3 protein-coding genes and 1 pseudogene are annotated in these 22,014 nt (G+C 73.5%); all 4 read left to right on the forward strand.

Annotated features, from left to right (window positions below; all coding sequences use genetic code 11):
• Nucleotides 1–92: 92 nt before the first annotated feature.
• Nucleotides 93–4,943, forward strand: a pseudogene (locus K4G22_RS29805) (type I polyketide synthase); the annotation flags it as partial.
• A gap of 41 nt (nt 4,944–4,984) precedes the next feature.
• The gene (locus K4G22_RS29810; RefSeq protein ID WP_228083576.1) at nt 4,985–15,064 is read left to right on the forward strand and encodes a type I polyketide synthase; all 10,080 of its coding nucleotides are present in this window, start codon (nt 4,985–4,987) and stop codon (nt 15,062–15,064) included.
• A gap of 32 nt (nt 15,065–15,096) precedes the next feature.
• Nucleotides 15,097–21,009 carry an SDR family NAD(P)-dependent oxidoreductase gene (locus tag K4G22_RS29815; RefSeq protein WP_425336822.1) on the forward strand — a complete coding sequence of 1,971 codons (5,913 nt, stop codon included), beginning with the start codon at nt 15,097–15,099 and terminating at the stop codon, nt 21,007–21,009.
• A gap of 63 nt (nt 21,010–21,072) precedes the next feature.
• Nucleotides 21,073–22,008, forward strand: coding sequence for a proline iminopeptidase-family hydrolase (locus K4G22_RS29820; RefSeq protein WP_228083578.1), 936 nt, complete (start codon nt 21,073–21,075; stop codon nt 22,006–22,008).
• Nucleotides 22,009–22,014 lie beyond the last annotated feature (6 nt).

Below are 22,014 nucleotides of genomic sequence, written 5' to 3' on the forward strand. Positions count from 1 at the left end.
CAAGCGCACGTCGCAGAGTGCGGAACCCTTCGCTACCCGGAGTGGCTGTGGTGGGCAATCAGGAGAAGCTTCTCGACTACCTCAAGCGTGCGACCACGGACCTGCGCGCCGCCCGCCGGCGCCTCGCCGAGGTCGAACAGCGCGCCCTGGAGCCGATCGCCATCGTCGCGACCGCGTGCCGCTACCCGGGTGGCGTGGCCTCGCCCGAGGATCTGTGGCGGCTGGTCGACGAGGGGGTCGACGCGGTGACGCCCTTCCCCACCGACCGGGGTTGGGACACCGCCGACCGCTACGACCCGGAGCCGGGCAAGCCGGGGAAGACGGCCGCCCGCGAGGGCGGGTTCCTGCACGACGCGGGCGAGTTCGACGCGGACTTCTTCGGCATCAGCCCCCGCGAGGCCGCCGAGACCGACCCGCAGCAGCGGCTGTTGCTTGAGGTGTCCTGGGAGGTGCTGGAGCGGGCGGGGATCGATCCGACCACGCTGAAGGGCAGCGGGACCGGGGTGTTCGCCGGCGTGATGTACCACGACTACGTCGGGGGCAGCAACGGCGGCAGCATCGTCTCCGGGCGGGTGGCCTACGCGCTTGGGCTTGAGGGGCCGGCGGTGACGCTGGACACGGCCTGTTCGTCGTCGCTGGTGGCGCTGCACTGGGCGATCCAGGCGCTGCGCTCGGGGGAGTGCTCGCTGGCGCTGGCCGGCGGCGTCACCGTGATGGCGACGCCCGAGATGTTCGTCTACTTCAGCGAGCAGCGCGGCCTGGCGCTGGACGGCCGCTGCAAGTCGTTCGGCGCCGCCGCCGACGGAGTCGGCTGCTCCGAGGGCGTCGGGGTGCTGCTCCTCGAACGCCTCTCCGACGCGCGCCGCAACGGGCATCAGGTGCTGGCGGTGGTGCGCGGTTCGGCGGTGAATCAGGACGGTGCGTCGAACGGGCTGACGGCGCCCAACGGTCCCTCCCAACAGCGGGTGATTCGGGCGGCGTTGGCGAGTGCCGGGTTGTCGGCCGGTGAGGTGGACGCGGTGGAGGGGCACGGCACGGGGACGACGCTCGGCGATCCGATCGAGGCGCAGGCCCTGCTCGCCACCTATGGACGGGAACGGGAGGCGGACCGGCCGCTGTGGCTGGGGTCGATCAAGTCGAATATCGGCCACACCCAGGCGGCTGCGGGGGTGGCCGGCGTGATCAAGATGGTGGAGGCGATGCGGCACGGCGTGCTGCCCAGGACCCTGCACGCGGACGAGCCATCGCCCCAGGTGGACTGGTCCGAAGGCGAGGTCCGGCTGCTGACGGAGGAGCGGAAGTGGCCCAACGAGGGCCGCCCGCGCCGCGCCGGCATCTCCTCCTTCGGCATGAGCGGCACCAATGCGCATGTGATCGTCGAGGAGGCGCCGGCGGTTGCTGAAGTGGTGGTGGAGCGGCGGGAGTTGCCGGTGGTGCCGCTGGTCCTGTCCGCCAGGACCGGCGAAGCCTTGGCGGAGCAGCTGGATCGGTTCGGGGCGGTGGATGGGGATGCGTTGGATGTGGGGTTCTCGGCGGTGGTGGGTCGGGCGGTGTTGGAGCATCGTGCGGTGGTGGTGGGTGGGGAGACGGTGCGGGGTGTGGCGAGTGAGGGTGGGCTGGGGTTTCTCTTCACGGGTCAGGGGAGTCAACGGCTGGGGATGGGGCGGGAGTTGTATGGGGCGTTTCCGGTGTTCGCGGCTGCTTTCGATGAGGTGTGTGGGGCGTTTGACGATGGTCTGCGGGAGGCCGTGTGGGGTGACGACGAGGAGGTGCTGAACCGGACGGAGTTGGCTCAGCCGGCGATCTTCGCCGTTGAGGTGGCGTTGTTCCGGTTGTTGGAGTCGTGGGGGGTGCGGCCTGGGGTGTTGGTGGGGCATTCGATTGGTGAGTTCGCCGCCGCGCATGTGGCGGGGGTCTTCGATTTGGCGGACGCGGCGCGGCTGGTGGGTGCTCGTGGGCGGTTGATGCAGGCGTTGCCGTCGGGTGGCGCGATGGTCGCCGTTGAGGCGGCGGAGGTGGAGGTCGCGCCGCATCTGGACGGTGAGCGGGTGTCGTTGGCGGCGGTCAACGGGCCTGTGTCCGTGGTCATTTCGGGCGCCGAGGACGCGGTCGAAGCCCTGGTCGCACGATTCGAGGGGCGAAGGACGCGGCGGTTGAAGGTGTCGCACGCCTTCCACTCGCCGTTGATGGAGCCGATGCTCGACGACTTCCGCAAGGTCGCGGAGTCCGTCGCCTACCACCCGCCCACCATCCGTCTGGCCAAGGAGATGGCGTCGGCCGACTACTGGGTGCGGCATGTGCGCGAGCCGGTGCGGTTCGCCGACGACCTCGCGTTCCTCCAGGCCGAGGGTGTGTCGAGGTTTCTGGAGGTCGGCCCGGACGCGGTGCTCACCAGCATGGCGGGGGAGAACGCCACGGCCGCCGCGACGCTGCGCCGCGACCGGTCCGAGGTCGAGAGCCTCTTCACCGGCCTGGCCCGGCTCTTCACCACCGGCGTGAACGTCGACTGGTCCGCCGTCTTCGAAGGCACCGGCGCCCGCCGGGTCCCGTTGCCCACCTACCCCTTCCAACGCCAGCGTTACTGGGCGAGCGAACCGCCCAGGGCGGCGGCCGGCGTGGACGCCGTCGACCATCCGTTGCTCACCGCCAGGATCGAACTCCCTGAGGACGGCGGGACGGTGTTCACCGGGCGGGTCTCCCTCGACTCCCACCCCTGGCTCGCCGACCACGACTCCATGCTGGTGCCAGGCCAGGTCTTCCTCGAACTGGCCCTGCTGGCAGCCGAGTTCACCGGCACCGGCCGGGTCGAGACGCTCGACATCCAGGCGCCGCTGGTCCTCACCGACGCCGGCGAGACGCACACGCTTCGCGTACGGGCCGGCACCGATGGCGCGTTCAGCGTCCACGCGCGAGGCGCCGAACACGCCCCCTGGGCCAGGCTCGCGACCGGTGTGCTCGCACAGGGGCCGCCGCCCACCGGCACGCCGGGATGGGCCCGCGACGCCGCCTCCTACGCCGCCCTGCTCGACGCCGCCGCCCGCGCGGCAGGCCCGTCGGCCGACGGCGAGCCGACGCTCGCGCACCGCTGGCGCGGTGCCTCCGTCGCCGTCGACGCCGAGGGCCACCCCGCCCTGGCGCTGGAGTCCGCCGAACGCAGGCCCGTCCCGGCCGAGGAGATCCGCGCCCACACCGGCGGCCGGGAGTCGCTCTTCCGTGTCGATTGGGTGCCAGCGCCCGAGGCCGCCGAGTCCGGCCCTCAGGAGGTCTATATCTGCCCACCGCCGGCGGACCCGACGGCCGAGGGCTTCCGCGCGCTCACCCGGCAGGTGCTCGCCGTTCTCCGGAACTGGTCAACCGACGAACGGTCCGCCTCCTCCCGGCTGGTGGTCGTCACCCGTGGCGCGACCGATGGCGCCGATCTCGGGCATGCCGCCGTGCGGGGCCTGGTGCGCTCCGCCGAGGGCGAGCATCCGGGCCGGTTCGCGCTGGTCGACCTGCCCGCCGACGCCGCCCCGGACGCCGAACCGCCCGAGTCGGCGCTGCGTGTCGACGAGCCCGAGGTGGCCGTGCGCGACGGCCGCCCCCTGGTGCCGAGGCTGGCCCGGGTCCCGGCGGCCGAGACGTTCGCCCCCGCCTGGGACACCGACCGGACGGTGCTGGTCACCGGCGGGCTGAACGGTCTTGGCGCGCTCGTCGCCCGGCATCTGGCCGCCGAGCACGGCGTCCGGAACCTGCTGCTGACCAGCCGCCGGGGCCAGGAGGCGCCCGGCGCCGCCGAACTGGTCGCCGAGCTGACCGCCCTCGGCGCCACGGTCGAGGTGGCGGCCTGCGATGTCGCCGACCGGGACGCCCTCGCGGCGCTGCTGGCCGGCCGCCCCCTCGGCGCGGTGGTGCACGCCGCCGGCGTGGTCGACGACGCGCTGATCGCCGAGTTGACGCCAGAGCGGCTGGACGCGGTGCTGCGGCCCAAGGTGGACGCCGCCTGGCACCTGCACCAACTCACCCGCGACCAGGACCTCTCCGTCTTTGTGCTGTTCTCCTCCGTCGCCGGCACCATCGGCGGCGCGGGCCAGGGCAACTACGCGGCCGGCAACGCCTGGTTGGACGCGCTCGCCCACCACCGCGCCGCCCTTGGCCTGCCGGCCCTCTCCCTCGGCTGGGGGCCCTGGACGGATGTCGGCGGCATGGCCGACCGGCTGGACGAGGCCGAGGCGCGTCGCCTGCACGGCTCCGGCCTGCCCCCGCTCACCCCGGACGAGGGCCTCGCGCTGCTGGACGCGGCGACCGCGCCCGGCCGGCCGCCCGTGACGCTGCCCGTCCGGTTCGACCTGGCGGCGCTGCGGTCCCGCGCCGAGACGGGATCGCTGCCCGCGCTCTTCGGCGGGCTGGTCCCCGTCCGTCGGACCGCGCCAGGCGGCGCGACCTGGGCGCGGCGGCTCGCGGGCCTGACCGAGGCGGAGCGCGGGCGTTTCCTGCTGGAGCAGGTGCGCGGCCATATCGCCCGCGTGCTGGGGCACGCCGGCGTCGACACGGTGCCGGCGGACCGCGCCGTCAACGAGCTGGGGCTCACCTCGCTCGGCGCCGTCGAACTGCGCAACGCCCTCAACGCCGACACCGGGCTCGCCCTGCCGCCGACCCTGGTCTTCGACCACCCGACCCCCCTGGCCATCGTCGAACTGCTCGACGAGGGGCTGCGCCCCGAGCACGCCGACCCCGCCGTCCCGCTGCTCGCCGAACTCGACCGGCTGGAGGCCGGGTTGGCGGAGCTCGACGCGACGGACGAGGCCCACGCCAGAATCACCACCCGGCTGGAGGCGGCCCTGCGGCGCGCCCGGGACGCCAGGTCGGACCTGCCGGACGACGCCACCCCGGAGAGCGGCCAGGTGCTCACCTCCGACGACGAGTTGTTCTCGGTGCTGGACAAGGAACTGGGACTGTCCTGACGGACCCCGCCTCTCGATCGTGGACTCTCACGGATGGGTAGATGTCGATGTCGAAGGACGCGAACGACGACCGGCTGCGCGCATATCTGCGGCGCGCCACCGAGGAGTTGCAGCAGACCCGGCGTCGGCTGCGCGAGGTGGAGGACCGGGAGCGGGAGCCCATCGCCATCGTCAGCATGGCGTGCCGCTTCCCCGGCGGGGTCACCTCCCCGGAGGAGCTCTGGGAGTTGGTCGCCGACGGCCGTGACACGGTGCGCGGCTTCCCCACCGACCGGGGCTGGAACCTCGACGAGCTCTACGACCCGGACGGCGCGGGCGAGCACACCAGCTACGTGCGGGACGGCAGCTTCCTCGACGAGGCCGGCGCCTTCGACCCGGAGTTCTTCGGCATCAGCCCCAACGAGGCGCTGGCCATGGACCCCCAGCAGCGGCTGCTCCTCGAAACGTCCTGGGAGACCGTCGAACGGGCCGGCATCGACCCGGCCACCCTGAAGGGCAGCGCCACCGGCATGTTCGCCGGGCTGGTCTACCACGACTACCCGGGGTGCAGCGTCACCGGCGCGCTGGTCTCAGGGCGCGTCGCCTACACCCTGGGCCTTGAGGGGCCGGCGGTCACCGTCGACACCGCCTGCTCGTCGTCGCTGGTCGCGCTCGATCTGGCGATCAAGTCGCTGCGCGGCGGCGAGTGCTCGCTGGCGCTGGCCGGCGGCGTCACCGTCATGTCGTCACCCGTCACCTTTGTGGAGTTCAGCCGGCAACGGGGACTGGCCAGGGACGGGCGCTGCAAGGCGTTCGCCTCGGCGGCCGACGGCACCGGCTGGGGCGAGGGTGTCGGCGTGCTGCTGCTGGAACGGCTCTCCGACGCGCGCCGCAACGGGCACCGGGTCCTCGCCGTGGTGCGCGGCGCCGCCACCAACCAGGACGGCGCGTCCAACGGACTGACCGCGCCCAACGGACCGTCCCAACGCCGCGTCATCCGGCAGGCGTTGGCGAACGCCGGGCTCACCGAGCGGGACGTCGACGCGGTGGAGGCCCATGGCACCGGCACCACCCTCGGCGATCCCATCGAGGCCCAGGCGCTGCTCGCCACCTACGGCCGGGAACGCCCCGGGGACCGGCCGCTGTGGCTCGGCTCGGTCAAGTCCAACATCGGCCACACCCAGGCGGCGGCCGGCGTCGCAGGCGTCATCAAGATGGTGCAGGCCATGCGGCACGGCACCCTGCCCAGGACGCTCCATGTCGACGAGCCGACGACCGCCGTCGACTGGACGGCGGGGAACGTGCGGCTCCTCACGGAGAACCGCGCCTGGCCGACCGGCGGCGAGCGGCGACGGGCCGCCGTGTCGTCGTTCGGCGCCAGCGGCACCAACGCCCATGTCGTCCTGGAAGAGGCCCCACCCGTCGAAGGACAGGACGAGCCGGCGGACCGCCAGGAGCCGACGGCGGTGCCCTGGCTGGTCTCGGGCCGCACCGAGACGGCCGTGCGCCAGTACGCCGCGCGGCTCCTCGCTTCAGCGGCGGACGCCCGACCGGTGGACGTCGCCCGGTCGTTGGCGACCCGCCGGACGCACCACACCCACCGGGCCGCCGTCGTCGGCCGGAACCACGCCGCGCTGGCCGAGGGGCTTGCGGCTCTGGCCGACGGCCGAACGCAGGTGACGGCGGTGGGCCAACCGGCCAGCGCCGTCCTGGTGTTCCCGGGGCAGGGCTCGCAGTGGGTCGGCATGGCCAGCGAACTGATCGCCGCCGTACCGGAGTTCGCCGAACGGATGGCCGCCTGCGAGGCCGCGCTCGCCCCGTTCGTCGACTGGTCGCCCCGCCAGGCGCTCGACGACGAGGCGCTGCTCGGCCGCGTCGACGTGGTGCAGCCGGTGCTCTGGGCGGTGATGGTGTCGCTCGCCGGCCTCTGGCGCCACCACGGCGTCGAGCCTGTCGCCGTGATCGGCCACTCTCAGGGCGAGATCGCCGCCGCCACCGTGGCCGGCGCACTCACCCTGGAGGACGGCGCCCGCGTGGTCGCCCTGCGCAGCAAGGCGCTGCTCGCCCTCTCCGGACGCGGCGGCATGGTGTCCGTCGCCCTCTCCAGAGCGGAGACCGAGCGGCTGATCGCCCAGTGGGGCGAACGCACCTCGGTCGCCGTGGTCAACGGCGGCGCCGCCACCGTGGTCTCCGGCGAGGTCGAGGCCCTCGACGAACTCCTCGCGCGCTGCGCCGCGGACGGCGTCCGGGCCCGGCGCGTTCCGGTGGACTACGCCTCGCACTCCGCCCAGGTGGAGGACATCGAACAGGAGTTGCTCGACGTGCTGGCGCCGATCAGGCCCCGCGCCGCCGAGATCCCGTTCCACTCCACCGTGACCGGCGGACTGCTCGACACCACCGCCCTCGACGCCCGCTACTGGTACCGCAACCTGCGGGCCACCGTGGAGTTCGACCAGGTCGTCCGCCAGCTGACCGAGCAGGGCTCGCCGGTGTTCATCGAGGCCAGCCCGCACCCCGTGCTGGTGCCCAGCGTCGACGCGACCTCCGTCGGCACGCTGCGCCGCGACGACGGCGGCCCGACGCGCCTCCTGACCGCCCTGGCCCAGGCCCACACGCACGGCGTCGCCCTCGACTGGGAGACCGTCTTCGCCGGCACCGAAGCCCGCCACGTCGACCTGCCGACCTACCCCTTCCAGCACCGCGTCTACTGGCTGACCGAGGAGACCGGCCACGCCGACGCCGGGTCGATGGGCCTGGGCACCGGCGGCCACCCGCTGCTGGGCGCCGTCGTCCCGGTCGCCGGATCGGACGAGGTGATGCTCACCGGCCGGCTCTCCACCGGCGCCCACCCCTGGCTCGCCGACCATGTCGTCGACGGCGCCGTCCTCTTCCCCGGCACCGGCTTCGTCGAACTGGTCCTGCGGGCCGGCGACGAGGTGGGCTGCGGCCGGATCGAGGAGCTGACGATCGAACACCCCCTCGTCCTGGGCGCGCCCACCGGGCTCTCCGTCCAGGTCGCCGTCGGCCCGGCCGACCAGGCGGGACGCCGTCCCGTCGCCGTCCACTCCCGTGACCAGGACGCGCTCGACCTGCCCTGGACCCGACACGCCACCGGCCAGCTCGCCCCCGACACCCACGGCGACGCCGCCGGAGACCTCACCGCCTGGCCACCGGCCGGCGCCGAACCCCTCAACCTCGACACCGAGGCGCTCTACGACGCGCTGGTCGAACGCGGACTGGCCTACGGCCCCACCTTCCGCGGGCTCAGGGCCGCCTGGCGGGTCGGCGACGAGGTATACGCCGAGATCGCCCTGCCGGACGACGCCGACGCCGGCGCCTTCGGCCTGCACCCGGCGCTCCTGGACGCCGCCCTGCACACCATCGGCCTCACCACCGCAACCGAAGGCGAAGCGCCACTGCTCCCCTTCACCTGGACCGGCGTGCGACTCCATGCCTCGGGCGCCGGCGCCCTGAGGGTGCGCGTCACCCCCGCCGGGGACGGGGTGGCCGCCGTCGCGGTCGCCGACCCGACCGGACGCCCCGTCGCCACCATCGACTCCCTGCTGCTGCGGCCCCTCACCCGCACGGAACGCCGCACCGACTCGCTCTACCACATCACCCTGACCCCCGTCCCGACCGACGCCGTCGAGCCGGCCGAGACGGAGGTGCTCTCCATCCCCACCGGCACCGATGTGCGCCAGGCCCTCCACCGGACGCTCGCCGCGCTCCAGGCCGCGCCCGCCCGACTGGCCGTGGTCACCAGCGGTGCCGTCGCGACCCACGAGACGCCCGACCTGGCCGGCGCCGCCGTCTGGGGACTGGTGCGCAGCGCCCAGTCCGAGGACCCGGGCCGGTTCCTGCTGATCGACGTGGCCGACCCGGACGACCGGACCGCCGTGCACGCCGCGCTGGCCAGCGGCGAACCCCGGGTGGTGGTCCGCGACGGAGTCGCCCACGCGCCCCGGCTGGCCCGACTGACGGCGGCACTCGAAGAACCCTCGGTCGCCTTCGGCGACACGGTGCTGATCACCGGCGGCACGGGCGTACTCGGCGGCCTGGTGGCGCGCCATCTGGTCACCGAACACGGCGTGCGGCGCCTGCTGTTGACCAGCAGACGGGGCGCCGAGGCGCCCGGCGCGGCGGAGTTGGCCGCTGAGCTGACGGAGTTGGGCGCCGAGGTCGAGGTGGCCGCCTGTGACACGGCCGAACGGGAGGCGCTGGCCGAGCTGTTGGCCGGCCGTTCGCTCACCGGCGTGGTCCATGCCGCCGGCGTGTTGGACGACGGGGTCGTAGCCTCGCTGACACCCGAACGACTGGACCTGGTGCTGCGCCCCAAGGTGGACGCCGCGCTCCATCTTGACGCGCTGACCAGGGAGATGGAGCTGGGCGCGTTTGTGCTGTTCTCGTCGGCGGCGGGAGTGCTCGGCTCACCGGGCCAGGGCAACTACGCGGCGGCCAACGCCGTCCTCGACGCGCTCGCCGTCCGCCGGCGCACGGAGGGCCTGCCGGCGCAGTCGCTGGCCTGGGGCCTGTGGGAGACCGAGACCGGCATGACCGGCCACCTCACCGACGCCGACCGGTCCCGGATGAGCCGAGGCGGCATCCTCCCGCTCACCCACCCCGACGGCCTGGCCCTCCTCGACGCGGCCACCCGCCTCCCCGAACCGGCCGTTGTCGTCCCCGCGCGACTGGACCTCGCCGGCGTCCGCGCCAGCGGCACGGTGCCCGAACTCCTGCGCGGCCTGATCCCGTTCGTCGCCCGTTCCACCGCGGGCAGCCGCGCCACAGCCGACGGACTCCTCGAACGCCTCGCCGGCCTGACCGAGGAACAGCGGGGGGAAACCCTGCTCGATGTCGTGCGCACCCAGGCCGCGGCCACCCTCGGCTACCCGGGGCCGCACGCCGTCGACCCGCACCGGGCGTTCCGCGAACTGGGCGTCGACTCGCTGGCCGCCATGGAGCTGCGGAACGCGCTGAGCCAGGCCACCGGGCTGCGCCTGCCCGCCACGCTGGTCTTCGACCACCCCAACCCCGCCGCCCTCGCCCGCCATCTGCTCGACGAGACGTCCGGGACGACCCGCGCCGACGCCACCCCGACGGCCGTCTTTCGAGCCGCCCACGACGAGCCGATCGCGATCGTGGCGATGGCCTGCCGCTACCCCGGCGGGGTGACCTCGCCCGAGGACCTGTGGCGGCTGGTCGACGAGGGCGTCGACGCCGTCGCCGGCTTCCCCACCGACCGGGGCTGGGAGCTGGAGCGGATCTACGACCCCACCGCCACCCGCCCCCGCACCAGCTATGTGGACCGAGGCGGATTCCTCTACGACGCGGCCGAGTTCGACCCGGACTTCTTCGGGATCGCCCCGAACGAGGCGCTGGTGATGGACCCTCAGCAGCGGCTGCTGCTTGAGGTGTCCTGGGAGGCGTTGGAGCGCGCCGGGATCGATCCGACGGCCCTGCGCGGCAGCAGGACCGGGGTCTTCGCCGGAATGATGTACCACGACTACGCCCACAACAGCAGCACGGGGGCCATCGCCTCCGGCCGGGTCGCCTACACCCTCGGCCTTGAGGGGCCAGCGGTCACGGTGGACACGGCGTGCTCGTCGTCGCTGGTGGCGCTGCATCTGGCGATCCAGGCGCTGCGCTCGGGGGAGTGCTCGCTGGCGCTGGCCGGCGGCGTCACCGTGATGGCCGGGCCGGACAACTTCGTCGAGTTCAGCGAGCAGCGGGGCCTCTCCCGCGACGGCCGCTGCCGCTCCTTCGCGGCCTCGGCGGACGGCGCCGGTTGGGGTGAGGGGGTGGGGGTGTTGTTGGTTGAGCGGTTGTCGGACGCGCGGCGGTTGGGTCATCCGGTGGTGGGGGTGGTGCGCGGCAGTGCGGTGAATCAGGACGGTGCGTCGAACGGGTTGACGGCGCCCAACGGTCCGTCTCAACAGCGGGTGATTCGGGCGGCGTTGGCGAGTGCCGGGTTGTCGGCCGGTGAGGTGGACGCGGTGGAGGGCCATGGCACGGGGACGACGTTGGGTGACCCCATTGAGGCGCAGGCGTTGTTGGCCACGTACGGGCAGGGGCGTGCTGCCGAGTCGCCGTTGTGGTTGGGGTCGATCAAGTCGAACTTTGGGCATACGCAGGCGGCTGCGGGGGTGGCTGGTGTGATCAAGATGGTGGAGGCGATGCGGCGGGGGGTGTTGCCTCGGACGTTGCATGTGGATGAGGCGTCGCGGGAGGTGGATTGGTCGGCGGGTGAGGTGCGGCTGCTGACGGAGGCGCGGGGGTGGCCCGGTGAGGGGCGTCCGCGTCGGGCGGGGGTGTCGTCGTTTGGGATCAGTGGGACCAATGCGCATGTGATCGTCGAGGAGGCGCCGGCGGTTGCTGAAGTGGTGGTGGAGGGGCGGGGGTTGCCGGTGGTGCCGTTGGTGGTGTCGGCGCGGGGTGAGGTGGCGTTGGGGGAGCAGTTGGAGCGCTTCTCAGGGTGGGGCGGGGATGCGTTGGATGTGGGGTTCTCGGCGGTGGCGGGTCGGGCGGTGTTGGAGCATCGTGCGGTGGTGGTGGGTGGGGAGACGGTGCGGGGTGTGGCGAGTGAGGGTGGGCTGGGGTTTCTCTTCACGGGTCAGGGGAGCCAACGGCTGGGGATGGGGCGTGAACTCCATGCGGTATTTCCGGTGTTCGCGGCTGCTTTCGATGAGGTGTGTGCGGCGTTTGACGATGGTCTCCGGGAGGCCGTGTGGGGCGACGACGAAGAGGCCCTGAATCGCACGGAGTTGGCGCAGCCGGCGATCTTCGCCGTTGAGGTGGCGTTGTTCCGGTTGTTGGAGTCGTGGGGGGTGCGGCCTGGGGTGTTGGTGGGGCATTCGATTGGTGAGTTCGCCGCCGCGCATGTGGCGGGGGTCTTCGATTTGGCGGACGCGGCGCGGCTGGTGGGTGCTCGTGGGCGGTTGATGCAGGCGTTGCCGTCGGGTGGCGCGATGGTGGCCGTTGAGGCGGCGGAGGTGGAGGTCGCGCCGTATCTGGACGGTGAGCGGGTGTCGTTGGCGGCGGTCAACGGGCCTGTGTCCGTGGTCATTTCGGGCGCCGAGGACGCGGTCGATGCCGTGGTCGCACGATTCGAGGGGCGAAGGACGCGGCGGTTGAAGGTGTCGCACGCCTTCCACTCGCCGCTGATGGAGCCGATGCTCGACGACTTCCGCAAGGTCGCGGAGTCCGTCACCTACCACCCGCCGTCGATCCGTCTGGCCAAGGAGATGGCGTCGGCCGACTACTGGGTGCGGCATGTGCGCGAGCCGGTCCGGTTCGCCGACGACCTCGCGTTCCTCCAGGCCGAGGGCGTGTCGAGGTTTCTTGAGGTCGGCCCGGACGCGGTGCTCACCAGCATGGCGGGGGAGAACGCCACGGCCGCCGCGACGCTGCGCCGCGACCGGTCCGAGGCCGAGAGCCTCTTCACCGGCGTGGCTCGACTCTTCACCACCGGCGTGAACGTCGACTGGTCCGCCGTCTTCGAAGGCACCGGCGCCCGCCGGGTCCCGTTGCCCACCTACCCCTTCCAACGCCAGCGCTACTGGCTGGATCCAGGGCGCGGCTCGGACACGTTCGACCACCCGTTGCTGGAGGCGGCCGTGGCCGTCGCCGGCGCCGATCGCGCGGTGCTGACCGGGCGTCTCTCCGTCGGGTCACAGCCGTGGCTTGCCGAGCACCTGGTCGCCGGGGCCGTGCTCTTTCCCGGTGCGGGGTTTGTCGAGCTGGCGATGCGCGCCGGCGACGAGGTGGGGTGCGCGCTCGTCGAGGAGCTGACGATTGAGGCGCCGCTGGTCCTTGCCCCACGCGCCGCCGTCGCCGTCCAGGTCGTGGCAGGCCCAGACGACGGGACGGGCCGCCGATCGGTCGAGGTGTATGCCCGCGCTGCCGAGGAACCGCATCAGCCCTGGGTCCGCCACGCGGCCGGGACGGTCACCGCGGGGACCGGCGGCGCGGCGGCGGTGCCGGCGGCCTGGCCGCCGCCCGGCGCCGAACCCGTTGATGTGACCGGCCTCTACCCGGCCCTGGCGGCGGACGGGCTGGAGTACGGGCCGACGTTCCAGGGACTGCGGGCGGCCTGGCGGCTCGGCGACGAGGTGTTCGCCGAGGTGGCGTTGCCCGGTGCGGCCGACCGGTTCGGGCTGCACCCGGCGCTGCTGGACGCCGCGCTGCACGCGATCCCCCTGCGGTCCGAGGCCGACCGCGTCGTGCTCCCGTTCTCCTGGGCAGGCGTCGAGCTGCACGCCACCGGGGCGACCTCGCTCCGGGTCCGCGTCACCCCGGCCGGCGAGGACCGGGTGACCCTCGCCGCCTTCGACGCCACCGGTCAACCGGTCCTCTCCGTCGACGCGTTGACGCTTCGCCCGCTGTCCGGCACGGCGCTCGGCCGCGTCGACTCGCTCTACCAGGTGGAGTGGAGCCCGGTATCCGCCCCCGGCGGGGCCGGCGTCCCGGAGACCAGGGTGTGGCGCGTCGAGGGCGACGATCTCTCCGCCACGCTCCACCCGCTGCTCGCCTCGATCCAGGAAGCCCAGGCGGCGGACGGCACCCTCGCCGTGGTCACCCGGGGCGCCGTCTCGGTGGCCGGCGAGGATGTGCCCGATCTGGCCGGCGCGGCGGCCTGGGGGCTGGTGCGCAGCGCCCAGGCGGAGGATCCCGGCCGGTTCGTGTTGGTCGACATCGCCGAGCCCGACGACGAGACGGCCCTGCGCACGGCGCTGGCCACGGGGGAGCCCCAGGTGGCCGTCCGTGACGGGCGGGCCCATGCCCCTCGGCTGCGGGCGGTGGCCGCAGGCGAGGCCGAGCCCTCCTCCGTCTTCGGGGACACCGTGCTGGTCACGGGTGCGTCCGGCGCCCTGGGCGGTCTGGTGGCGCGGCATCTGGTGGTGGAGCACGGCGTGCGGCGGCTGCTGTTGACGAGTCGGCGGGGCGGTCAGGCGCCTGGTGTCGCGGAGTTGGTGGCTGAGCTGACGGGGTTGGGCGCCGAGGTGGAGGTGGCCGCCTGTGATGTGGCGGATCGGACGGCGCTGGCCGAGCTGCTGGCCGGTCGTTCGCTCACCGGGGTGGTACATGCCGCCGGTGTGTTGGACGACGGGGTCGTCGCCTCGCTGACACCGGAGCGCCTGGATCGGGTTCTCGCCGCCAAGGCACTGGCCGCGCTCCATCTCGACGCGCTGACACGGGAGATGGAGCTGGGCGCCTTTGTGCTGTTCTCCTCGGCCGCCGGGGTGCTGGGCTCCCCCGGACAGGGCAACTACGCGGCGGCCAACGCGTTTCTCGACGCGCTCGCCGTCCGTCGCCGCGCTCAGGGCCTACCGGCGCAGTCGCTGGCCTGGGGCCTCTGGGGGACCGAGACCGGCATGGCCGGCGGCGTGGGCGGCCGGGACCGCGAACGGATCGACCGCGCCGGCCTGTTGCCGCTCTCGCCCGAGCAGGGCCTCCAACTCCTCGACGCGGCCAGCGCCTTGGCCGTGCCCACCCTGGTTCCCGCGAGCCTGCGCGTCGCCGGTGCGGACCCGGTCGAACTGCCGCCGATCCTGCACGGGTTGGTGCGCGGCTCCGCCCGACGCGTCGCCTCGGCCGACCACGGTGGCGGCGCGGACGCGCTGCGGCGGCGGCTGGCCGGCCGGTCGTCGGCCGAGCGGCATACGGAGCTGCTCGACCTGGTCAGGGGTCATGCGGCGGCGGTGCTTGGGCATGCGGGGCCCGAGTCCATCGATCCCGAACGGGCCTTCAGCGAGCTGGGGTTCGACTCGCTCGGCGCGATCGAGTTCCGCAACGCGGTCAACGTCGCCGCCGGGCTGCGGCTGCCGCCGACCCTGATGTTCGACTACCCCACCTCGCGGGTGCTGGCCGACCATCTCGACGCCGAGCTGGCGCCCGAAGAGGGCGGCGGCGACCGGGACGCCGACGAGGAGACGATCCGCCGCCTGCTGGGGTCGATCCCCCTCGTCCGGCTGCACGACGCGGGGCTGATGGACGCCCTGCTCGAACTCGCCGGCGGCGGCCCCGCCCCGGCGGTCCCCGAGCCCGAGCCCGAACGGGACGCGATCGACGCGATGGACACCGAAGCCCTGATCAGCATGGCGTTGCAGGACACCGACCTGGACGAAGCGACGCGAGAAGCCTGAGGGACACGATGGCCGACACCGACCAGAAACTCGTGGCGGCGCTGCGCGCGTCGCTCAAGGAGACCGAGACCCTCCGCACGCGCAACCGCGCGCTGCGGGCCGCCGCCCGCGAACCCGTCGCGATCGTCGGCATGGCCTGCCGCTACCCGGGGGGCGTGTCCTCGCCCGAGCAGCTGTGGCGGCTGATCGCCGAGGAGACGGACGCCGTCGCGAGGTTCCCCACCGACCGTGGCTGGGACGAGGCGGCCATCTACGACCCGGAGCCCGGGCGCCCCGGCAGAACCTACGCGCGGGAGGGCGGATTCCTCTATGAAGCGCCGGAGTTCGACCCGGACTTCTTCGGGATCGCGCCGAACGAGGCGCTGGTGATGGACCCTCAGCAGCGGCTGCTGCTTGAGGTGTCCTGGGAGGCGATGGAGCGGGCGGGTATCGATCCGTCGACGCTCAAGGGGAGTCGCACCGGGGTCTTCGCCGGAATGATGTACCACGACTACACCTACAACAGCAGCACGGGCGCGATCGCCTCGGGGCGCGTCGCCTACGCGCTTGGGCTTGAGGGCCCGGCGGTGACGCTGGACACGGCCTGTTCGTCGTCGCTGGTGGCGCTGCACTGGGCGATCCAGGCGCTGCGCTCGGGGGAGTGCTCGCTGGCGCTGGCCGGCGGCGTCACCGTGATGGCGACGCCGGAGACCTTTGTCGAGTTCAGCCACCAGCGCGGCCTGGCGCCCGACGGCCGCTGCAAGTCGTTCGCGGCGTCGGCGGACGGCACGGGGTGGGGCGAGGGCGTGGGCATGCTGCTGGTCGAGCGGCTGTCGGACGCGCGCCGCAACGGGCATCAGGTGCTGGCGGTGGTGCGCGGCTCGGCGATCAACCAGGACGGCGCGTCCAACGGGCTCACCGCGCCGAACGGGCCCTCCCAACAGCGGGTGATACGCCAGGCGTTGGCCAACGCGCGGATATCGGCCGACCAGGTCGACCTGGTCGAGGGCCATGGCACGGGGACGACGCTCGGCGACCCGATCGAGGCGCAGGCGCTGCTCGCCACCTACGGCCAGGAACGGCCCACGGACCGGCCGCTGTGGCTGGGGTCGATCAAGTCCAATATCGGGCACACCCAGGCCGCGGCGGGCGTCGCGGGCATCATCAAGGTCGTCCAGGCGATGCGGAACGGCACGCTTCCCGCGACGCTGCATGTGGACGAGCCCTCGGCCCAGGTCGACTGGTCGGCGGGCGATGTCCGGCTGTTGACCGAGGCGCGCGACTGGCCACGGGGCGAGAGCCCGCGCCGCGCCGCCGTCTCCTCCTTCGGCATCAGCGGCACCAACGCGCATGTGATCGTCGAGGAGGCCCCAGGGGCCCAGGCCCCGCCCAGGACCGACACCGGCCGCCCCCACCTGTGGCTGCTGTCCGCCCGCAGCCGGGAGGCGCTGGCGGCGGCGGCCGAACGACTCCATGCCCGGGTCCAGGAACGGCCGGCCCCCGACCCGGCCGATGTGGGCCTCTCCCTGGCGACGGGCCGCGCTGCCCTCGACCACCGGGCGGCGATCGTCGCCCCCGACCGCGCCGGCCTGCTGACCGGCCTCACCGCACTGGCCGAGGGCACCCCGTCCCCGTCGGTGACCGTCGACAAGCGCGGCACGGGCCGGCTGGCGTTTCTCTTCACGGGGCAGGGGAGTCAACGGCTGGGGATGGGGCGTGAACTCCGTGCGGTGTTCCCGGTGTTCGCGGCTGCTTTCGATGAGGTGTGTGGGGCGTTTGACGATGGTCTGCGGGAGGCCGTGTGGGGCGATGACGAGGAGGTGCTGAATCGCACGGAGTTGGCTCAGCCGGCGATCTTCGCCGTTGAGGTGGCGTTGTTCCGGTTGTTGGGGTCGTGGGGGGTGCGGCCTGGGGTGTTGGTGGGGCATTCGATTGGTGAGTTCGCCGCCGCGCATGTGGCGGGGGTCTTCGATTTGGCGGACGCGGCGCGGCTGGTGGGTGCTCGTGGGCGGTTGATGCAGGCGTTGCCGTCGGGTGGCGCGATGGTGGCGGTTGAGGCGGCGGAGGTGGAGGTCGCGCCGTATCTGGACGGTGAGCGGGTGTCGTTGGCGGCGGTCAACGGGCCTGTGTCCGTGGTCATTTCGGGCGCCGAGGACGCGGTGAAGGCGGTGGCCCGGGAGTTCCCGGATCGTCGGACGCGGTGGTTGCGGGTGTCGCATGCCTTCCACTCACCGCTGATGGATCCGATGCTCGACGACTTCCGCAAGGTCGCGGAGTCCATCACCTACCACCCGCCGTCGATCCGTCTGGCCAAGGAGATGTCCTCGGCCGACTACTGGGTGCGGCATGTGCGCGAGCCGGTGCGGTTCGCCGACGACCTCGCGTTCCTCCAGGCCGAGGGCGTGTCGAGGTTCCTTGAGGTCGGCCCGGACACGGTGCTCACCAGCATGGCGGGGGAGAACGCCACGGCCGCCGCGACCCTGCGCCGCGACCGGTCCGAGGCCGAGAGCCTGCTGGCCGGCGTCGGCCGGCTGTTCACCGCCGGGATCGACGTCGACTGGTCCGCCGTCTTCGAAGGCACCGGCGCCCGCCACGTCGACCTCCCGACGTACCCCTTCCAACGCAAGCGGTACTGGCTGTCGGAGCCGGTGGACGGCGGTGGCAGCGCTGCGTCGTTGGGGCTCACCGCGCTGGAACACCCGCTGCTGGGCGCCGAGGTGGCGGTTCCGGGGGCGCGGACGGTCGTCTTCACCGGGCGGCTCTCCCTCGACGCCCAGCCCTGGCTCGCCGACCACGCGGTGTTCGACACCACGCTCCTGCCCGGCACGGCCTTTGTCGAGCTGGCGCTGCGCGCCGGTGACCGGGTGGGTTGCCGCGTCCTGGACGAGCTGACCCTCCGAGCGCCGCTCGCGCTGCCCGAGGACGGCACACGGGTGCGGCTCCGGCTGACGGTCGGCGAACCGGCCGACGACACGGGGCGGCGCCCCGTCAGCGTGCACTCCTCGGCCGATGACCCGCGGGGGGCAGCCGACGACGAGGGGGAGTGGACCCTCCATGCCGACGGCCTGCTGGCCCCGGACGACCTCGCCGCCGCGCCGCCCTTCGCGCCCGCCGAGTGGCCACCGGCCGGCGCGGTCGCCATCCCCGTCGACGGCGGCTATGCGCGAATGCGCGCGTTCGGCTACGCCTATGGCCCCGCCTTCCAGGGGTTGGTGGCGGCCTGGCGCCTCGGCGATGAGACCTTCGCCGAGGTGGCGCTGGACGAGACCGCCGATGCCCAACGCTTCGTTCTCCACCCGGCGTTGCTCGACTCCGCGCTGCACGCGCTGCTCCTCGGCGCGGATGACGACGCCCCAGCCGCCCTGCCGTTCGCCTGGAAGGGGGTCAGGGCCCACGCCGTCGGTGCCACCGCCGCGCGCGTCCGGCTCACCCCCGTCGAAGGCGGCGGTACGGAGATCGGCGTCGCCGACTCACTGGGCCGGCCCGTCGCCACCGTGGCGTCGCTGCTCTCCCGCGAGGTCTCCGCCGCGCAACTCGCGCCGGCCGGCGGTCGCATCGGCGACCCCCTGCTCCAGCTGACCTGGACGCCCCTGGCGGCCGGGCTCCCCGCCGACATCGACTGGATATCCGTCACCGACCTCGCCGAACTGCCCGAGAGCCCGCCCGCCCAGGTCGTGTTGACGCTGCCCACCGGCGGTGGCGACCCCGCCGCCGAGGTGCGTGACATCACCCGACGGACGCTGCGCGCCCTTCAGATCTGGCTTGCCGACGAGCGGTTCGCCGACCGCCGGCTCACCGTCCTCACCCGGGCCGGCGAACTCGCGCACACCGCTGCCTGGGGGCTGGTCCGGGCGGCCGGCGCGGAGGATCCGGAGCGCTTCGCGCTGCTGGAGACGGACGATGCCTCGCCGGCCGCCATCACCCCGGCCATCGCCGCCGGTGAGCCCGAACTCCGCCTGTGCGACGGGGCGTTGCTGGTGCCCCGGCTGGCCCGCGTCGAGCCGGGCGCCGAGCAGGTGTCGCCCTGGGGCCGCCCCGGCACCGTGCTGATCACCGGCGGCACCGGCGGACTCGGCGCGCTGGTCGCGCGCCATCTGGTCCGCGCGCACGGCGCCGGAGACCTGCTGCTGACCAGCCGCCGAGGCGAGGCCGCGCACGGCGCCACCGAACTGCACGCCGAGCTGACCGCCCTCGGCGCCACGGTCGAGATCGCCGCCTGCGATATCGCCGACCTGGACGCCCTCGCGGCGCTGCTGGCCGGCCGCCGCCTCGGCGCGGTGGTGCACACCGCCGGGGTGCTGGCCGACGGAATGATCGCCAACCAGTCCGCCGACAGCCTGGAACGGGTGCTGCGCCCCAAGGTGGACGGTGCGCTCCATCTGCATCAACTCACCCGCGACCAGGACCTCTTCGCCTTCGTGCTGTTCTCGTCCGCCGCCGGTCTGCTCGGCTCGCCCGGGCAGGGCAACTACGCGGCGGCCAACACCTTCCTCGACGCGCTCGCCTCCCGGCGCCGCGCCGATGGTCTGCCCGCGCAGTCCCTCGCCTGGGGGCTGTGGGCCGAAACAGGCGGCATGGCCGGCGTCCTCGGCCCGGACGACATCAGGCGGCTGCGCCGCCAGGGCCTGCCCGCGCTCTCCTCGGAACAGGGCCTCGCGCTCTTCGACGCGGCGACGGCCAGACCCGAACCGCTGCTGGTGCCCATGGGCCTGGACCGAAGCGCGCTGGCCGCCGGCGGCCAACTCCCGCCGCTCCTGCGACGGTTGGTGCCATCGGCACCGCGCCGCGCGGCCGGCGCCGATCCGGCCGCGCTGCGCCGCGAGTTGGCGGCGCAGCCCACCGAGCGACGCGAGGAGACCCTGCTCGCGCTGGTGCGGAGCCTCGCGGCCGGCGTCCTCGGCCACGAGGGGGGCGGCGCCATCGACCCCGACCGGGGCTTCCTTGAGTCCGGCTTCGACTCGCTCACCGCGATGGAGCTGCGCACCGCGCTCAACGCAGCCGCCGGGCTGAAGCTGCCCACCATGGCCGTCTTCGACAGCAGGACACCGGCGCGGTTGGCCCGCCTCCTCGTCGACCAACTCGCCGCCGGCGCCGCACAGCCCGAGCCCGAAGCCGAGGAGTCGGCGGGCGACGAGGAGACCGTGACCGAGCTGTTCCGGCAGGCCGTCCGGGCCGAGAACACCTCGGGCGCGCTGACGCTGCTGTCCGCCGTCGCGGCCCTGCGGCCCCGGTTCACCAGCCCGGCCGAACTCGATCCGGCGCCGGCCACCGTACGGCTGGCCGACGGCTCGGGCAGCCCCCGGCTGATCTGCCTCGCCACCCCCATGGCGGGCGGCGGCGTGCACCAACACGCCCGGCTGGCCGCCGAGTTCCGCGATCTGCGGCCCGTCTCGGCGCTGCCGCTGCCCGGGTTCCGGCGCGACGAACCGCTGCCGGAATCCGTCGAGGCGCTCTCCCAGGCGCTGGCCGAGGCCGTGCTGGCGGCGGCCGAAGGCGAACCGTACGCGCTGCTCGGCTACTCGTCGGGCGGCCTCGTCGCCCATGTCCTCGCCCGCCATCTGGAGCGGACGACCGACACCCCGCCCGCCGGTCTCGTGCTGGTCGACAGCTTCCGCGTCGAGGACACCGCGATGAACATCGGGTTCGGCCGGCTGATGGGCGAACTGCTCACCATGGAGAGCACCTTCGGCAGCTATGACGCGGCGCGGCTCTCCGCGATGCCCTACTACTTCCAGATCCTGGCCGGCTTCGCCCCCGCGCCCCTGTCGGCGCCGACGCTCTTCGTCCAGGCGGCCGAACCATTCGTCGCACCCCCCGAAGGGGTCGACCCGGCCCAGCTGCGCGCCCAGCCCTGGGATCCCGCGCACACCCTGCGCACCGTGCCTGGCCACCACTTCACGCTCGGCCAGCAGGATGCCCCGACCACCGCCGGCGCCATCGAGGACTGGCTGGCGAGCCTCGGCTGAACCCGCCGCGCCCAAGCGCGAAACCGTCACAGACGAAAGAACCCGAACCGAGGTGGATCACAGATGGCGCCCCTGCACACGGTCAAGGGAACCGTTCCGTTCCGCGACTACCAGACCTGGTACCGCGTCACCGGCCGGCCCGACACCGGCCGCCCGGCCCTCGTCGTCGTGCACGGCGGCCCGGGCTCCACCCACGACTATCTGATCGGCCTCACCGCCCTCGCCGAACGCGGCTGGCCAGTGGTCCACTACGACCAGCTCGGCAACGGCGGCTCCACCCATCTGCCGGACGCCGCACCCGAGTTCTGGACCCCCCGGCTCTTCCGCGACGAGCTGGAGAACCTGCTGCGCCGGCTCGGCATCGCCGACAACTACCTGCTGTTCGGGCAGTCCTGGGGCGGAATGCTCGCCGCCTGGCACGCCTCGGCCCGCCCGGCGGGACTGCGCGGCCTGGTCATCGCCAACGCCCCCGCGTCCTACCCGCTGTGGCGCGCCGAGATGGACGTGCTGCGCGCCCAACTGCCGCCCGGCGTCGACGCGACGCTGCGCCGCCACGAGGCCGCCGGCACCTTTGACAGCGAGGAGTACCTGGAGGCCATGCTGGTCTTCTACGCCCGGCACGTCTGCCGCGTCGACCCCTGGCCGGGCGAGCTGATGGCCTCCTATATCGAGGCGTACAACGACCCGACGGTCTACCGCACGATGAACGGGCCCAACGAGTTCCATGTCATCGGGTCCCTGCGGGACTGGTCGGTGATCGACTGCCTGCCCGATATCGCCGCACCCACCCTGGTGCTCTCCGGCCGGCACGACGAGGCCACCCCGGTCACGGTGCGGCCCTTCCAGGAACTCATACCGAACGCGCGCTGGGAGATCCTTGAGGACTCCAGCCACTCCCCGCACCTGGAGGAGCCCGAGCGCTTCCACCAGGTGCTGGGCGCGTTCCTCGAAACGGTCGGCGCCGACGGCGCGCGGACCACCACGGTGAGCGGAGGCTGAGACGAC

Source organism: Streptomyces profundus (genome assembly GCF_020740535.1).
Classification (GTDB): domain Bacteria; phylum Actinomycetota; class Actinomycetes; order Streptomycetales; family Streptomycetaceae; genus Streptomyces; species Streptomyces profundus.

Coding starts and splice junctions, on each gene's coding strand:
- K4G22_RS29820 (WP_228083578.1), top strand. CDS start 21,073: ATGGCGCCCCTGCACACGGTCAAGGGAACCGTTCCGTTCCGCGACTAC.
- K4G22_RS29810 (WP_228083576.1), top strand. CDS start 4,985: ATGTCGATGTCGAAGGACGCGAACGACGACCGGCTGCGCGCATATCTG.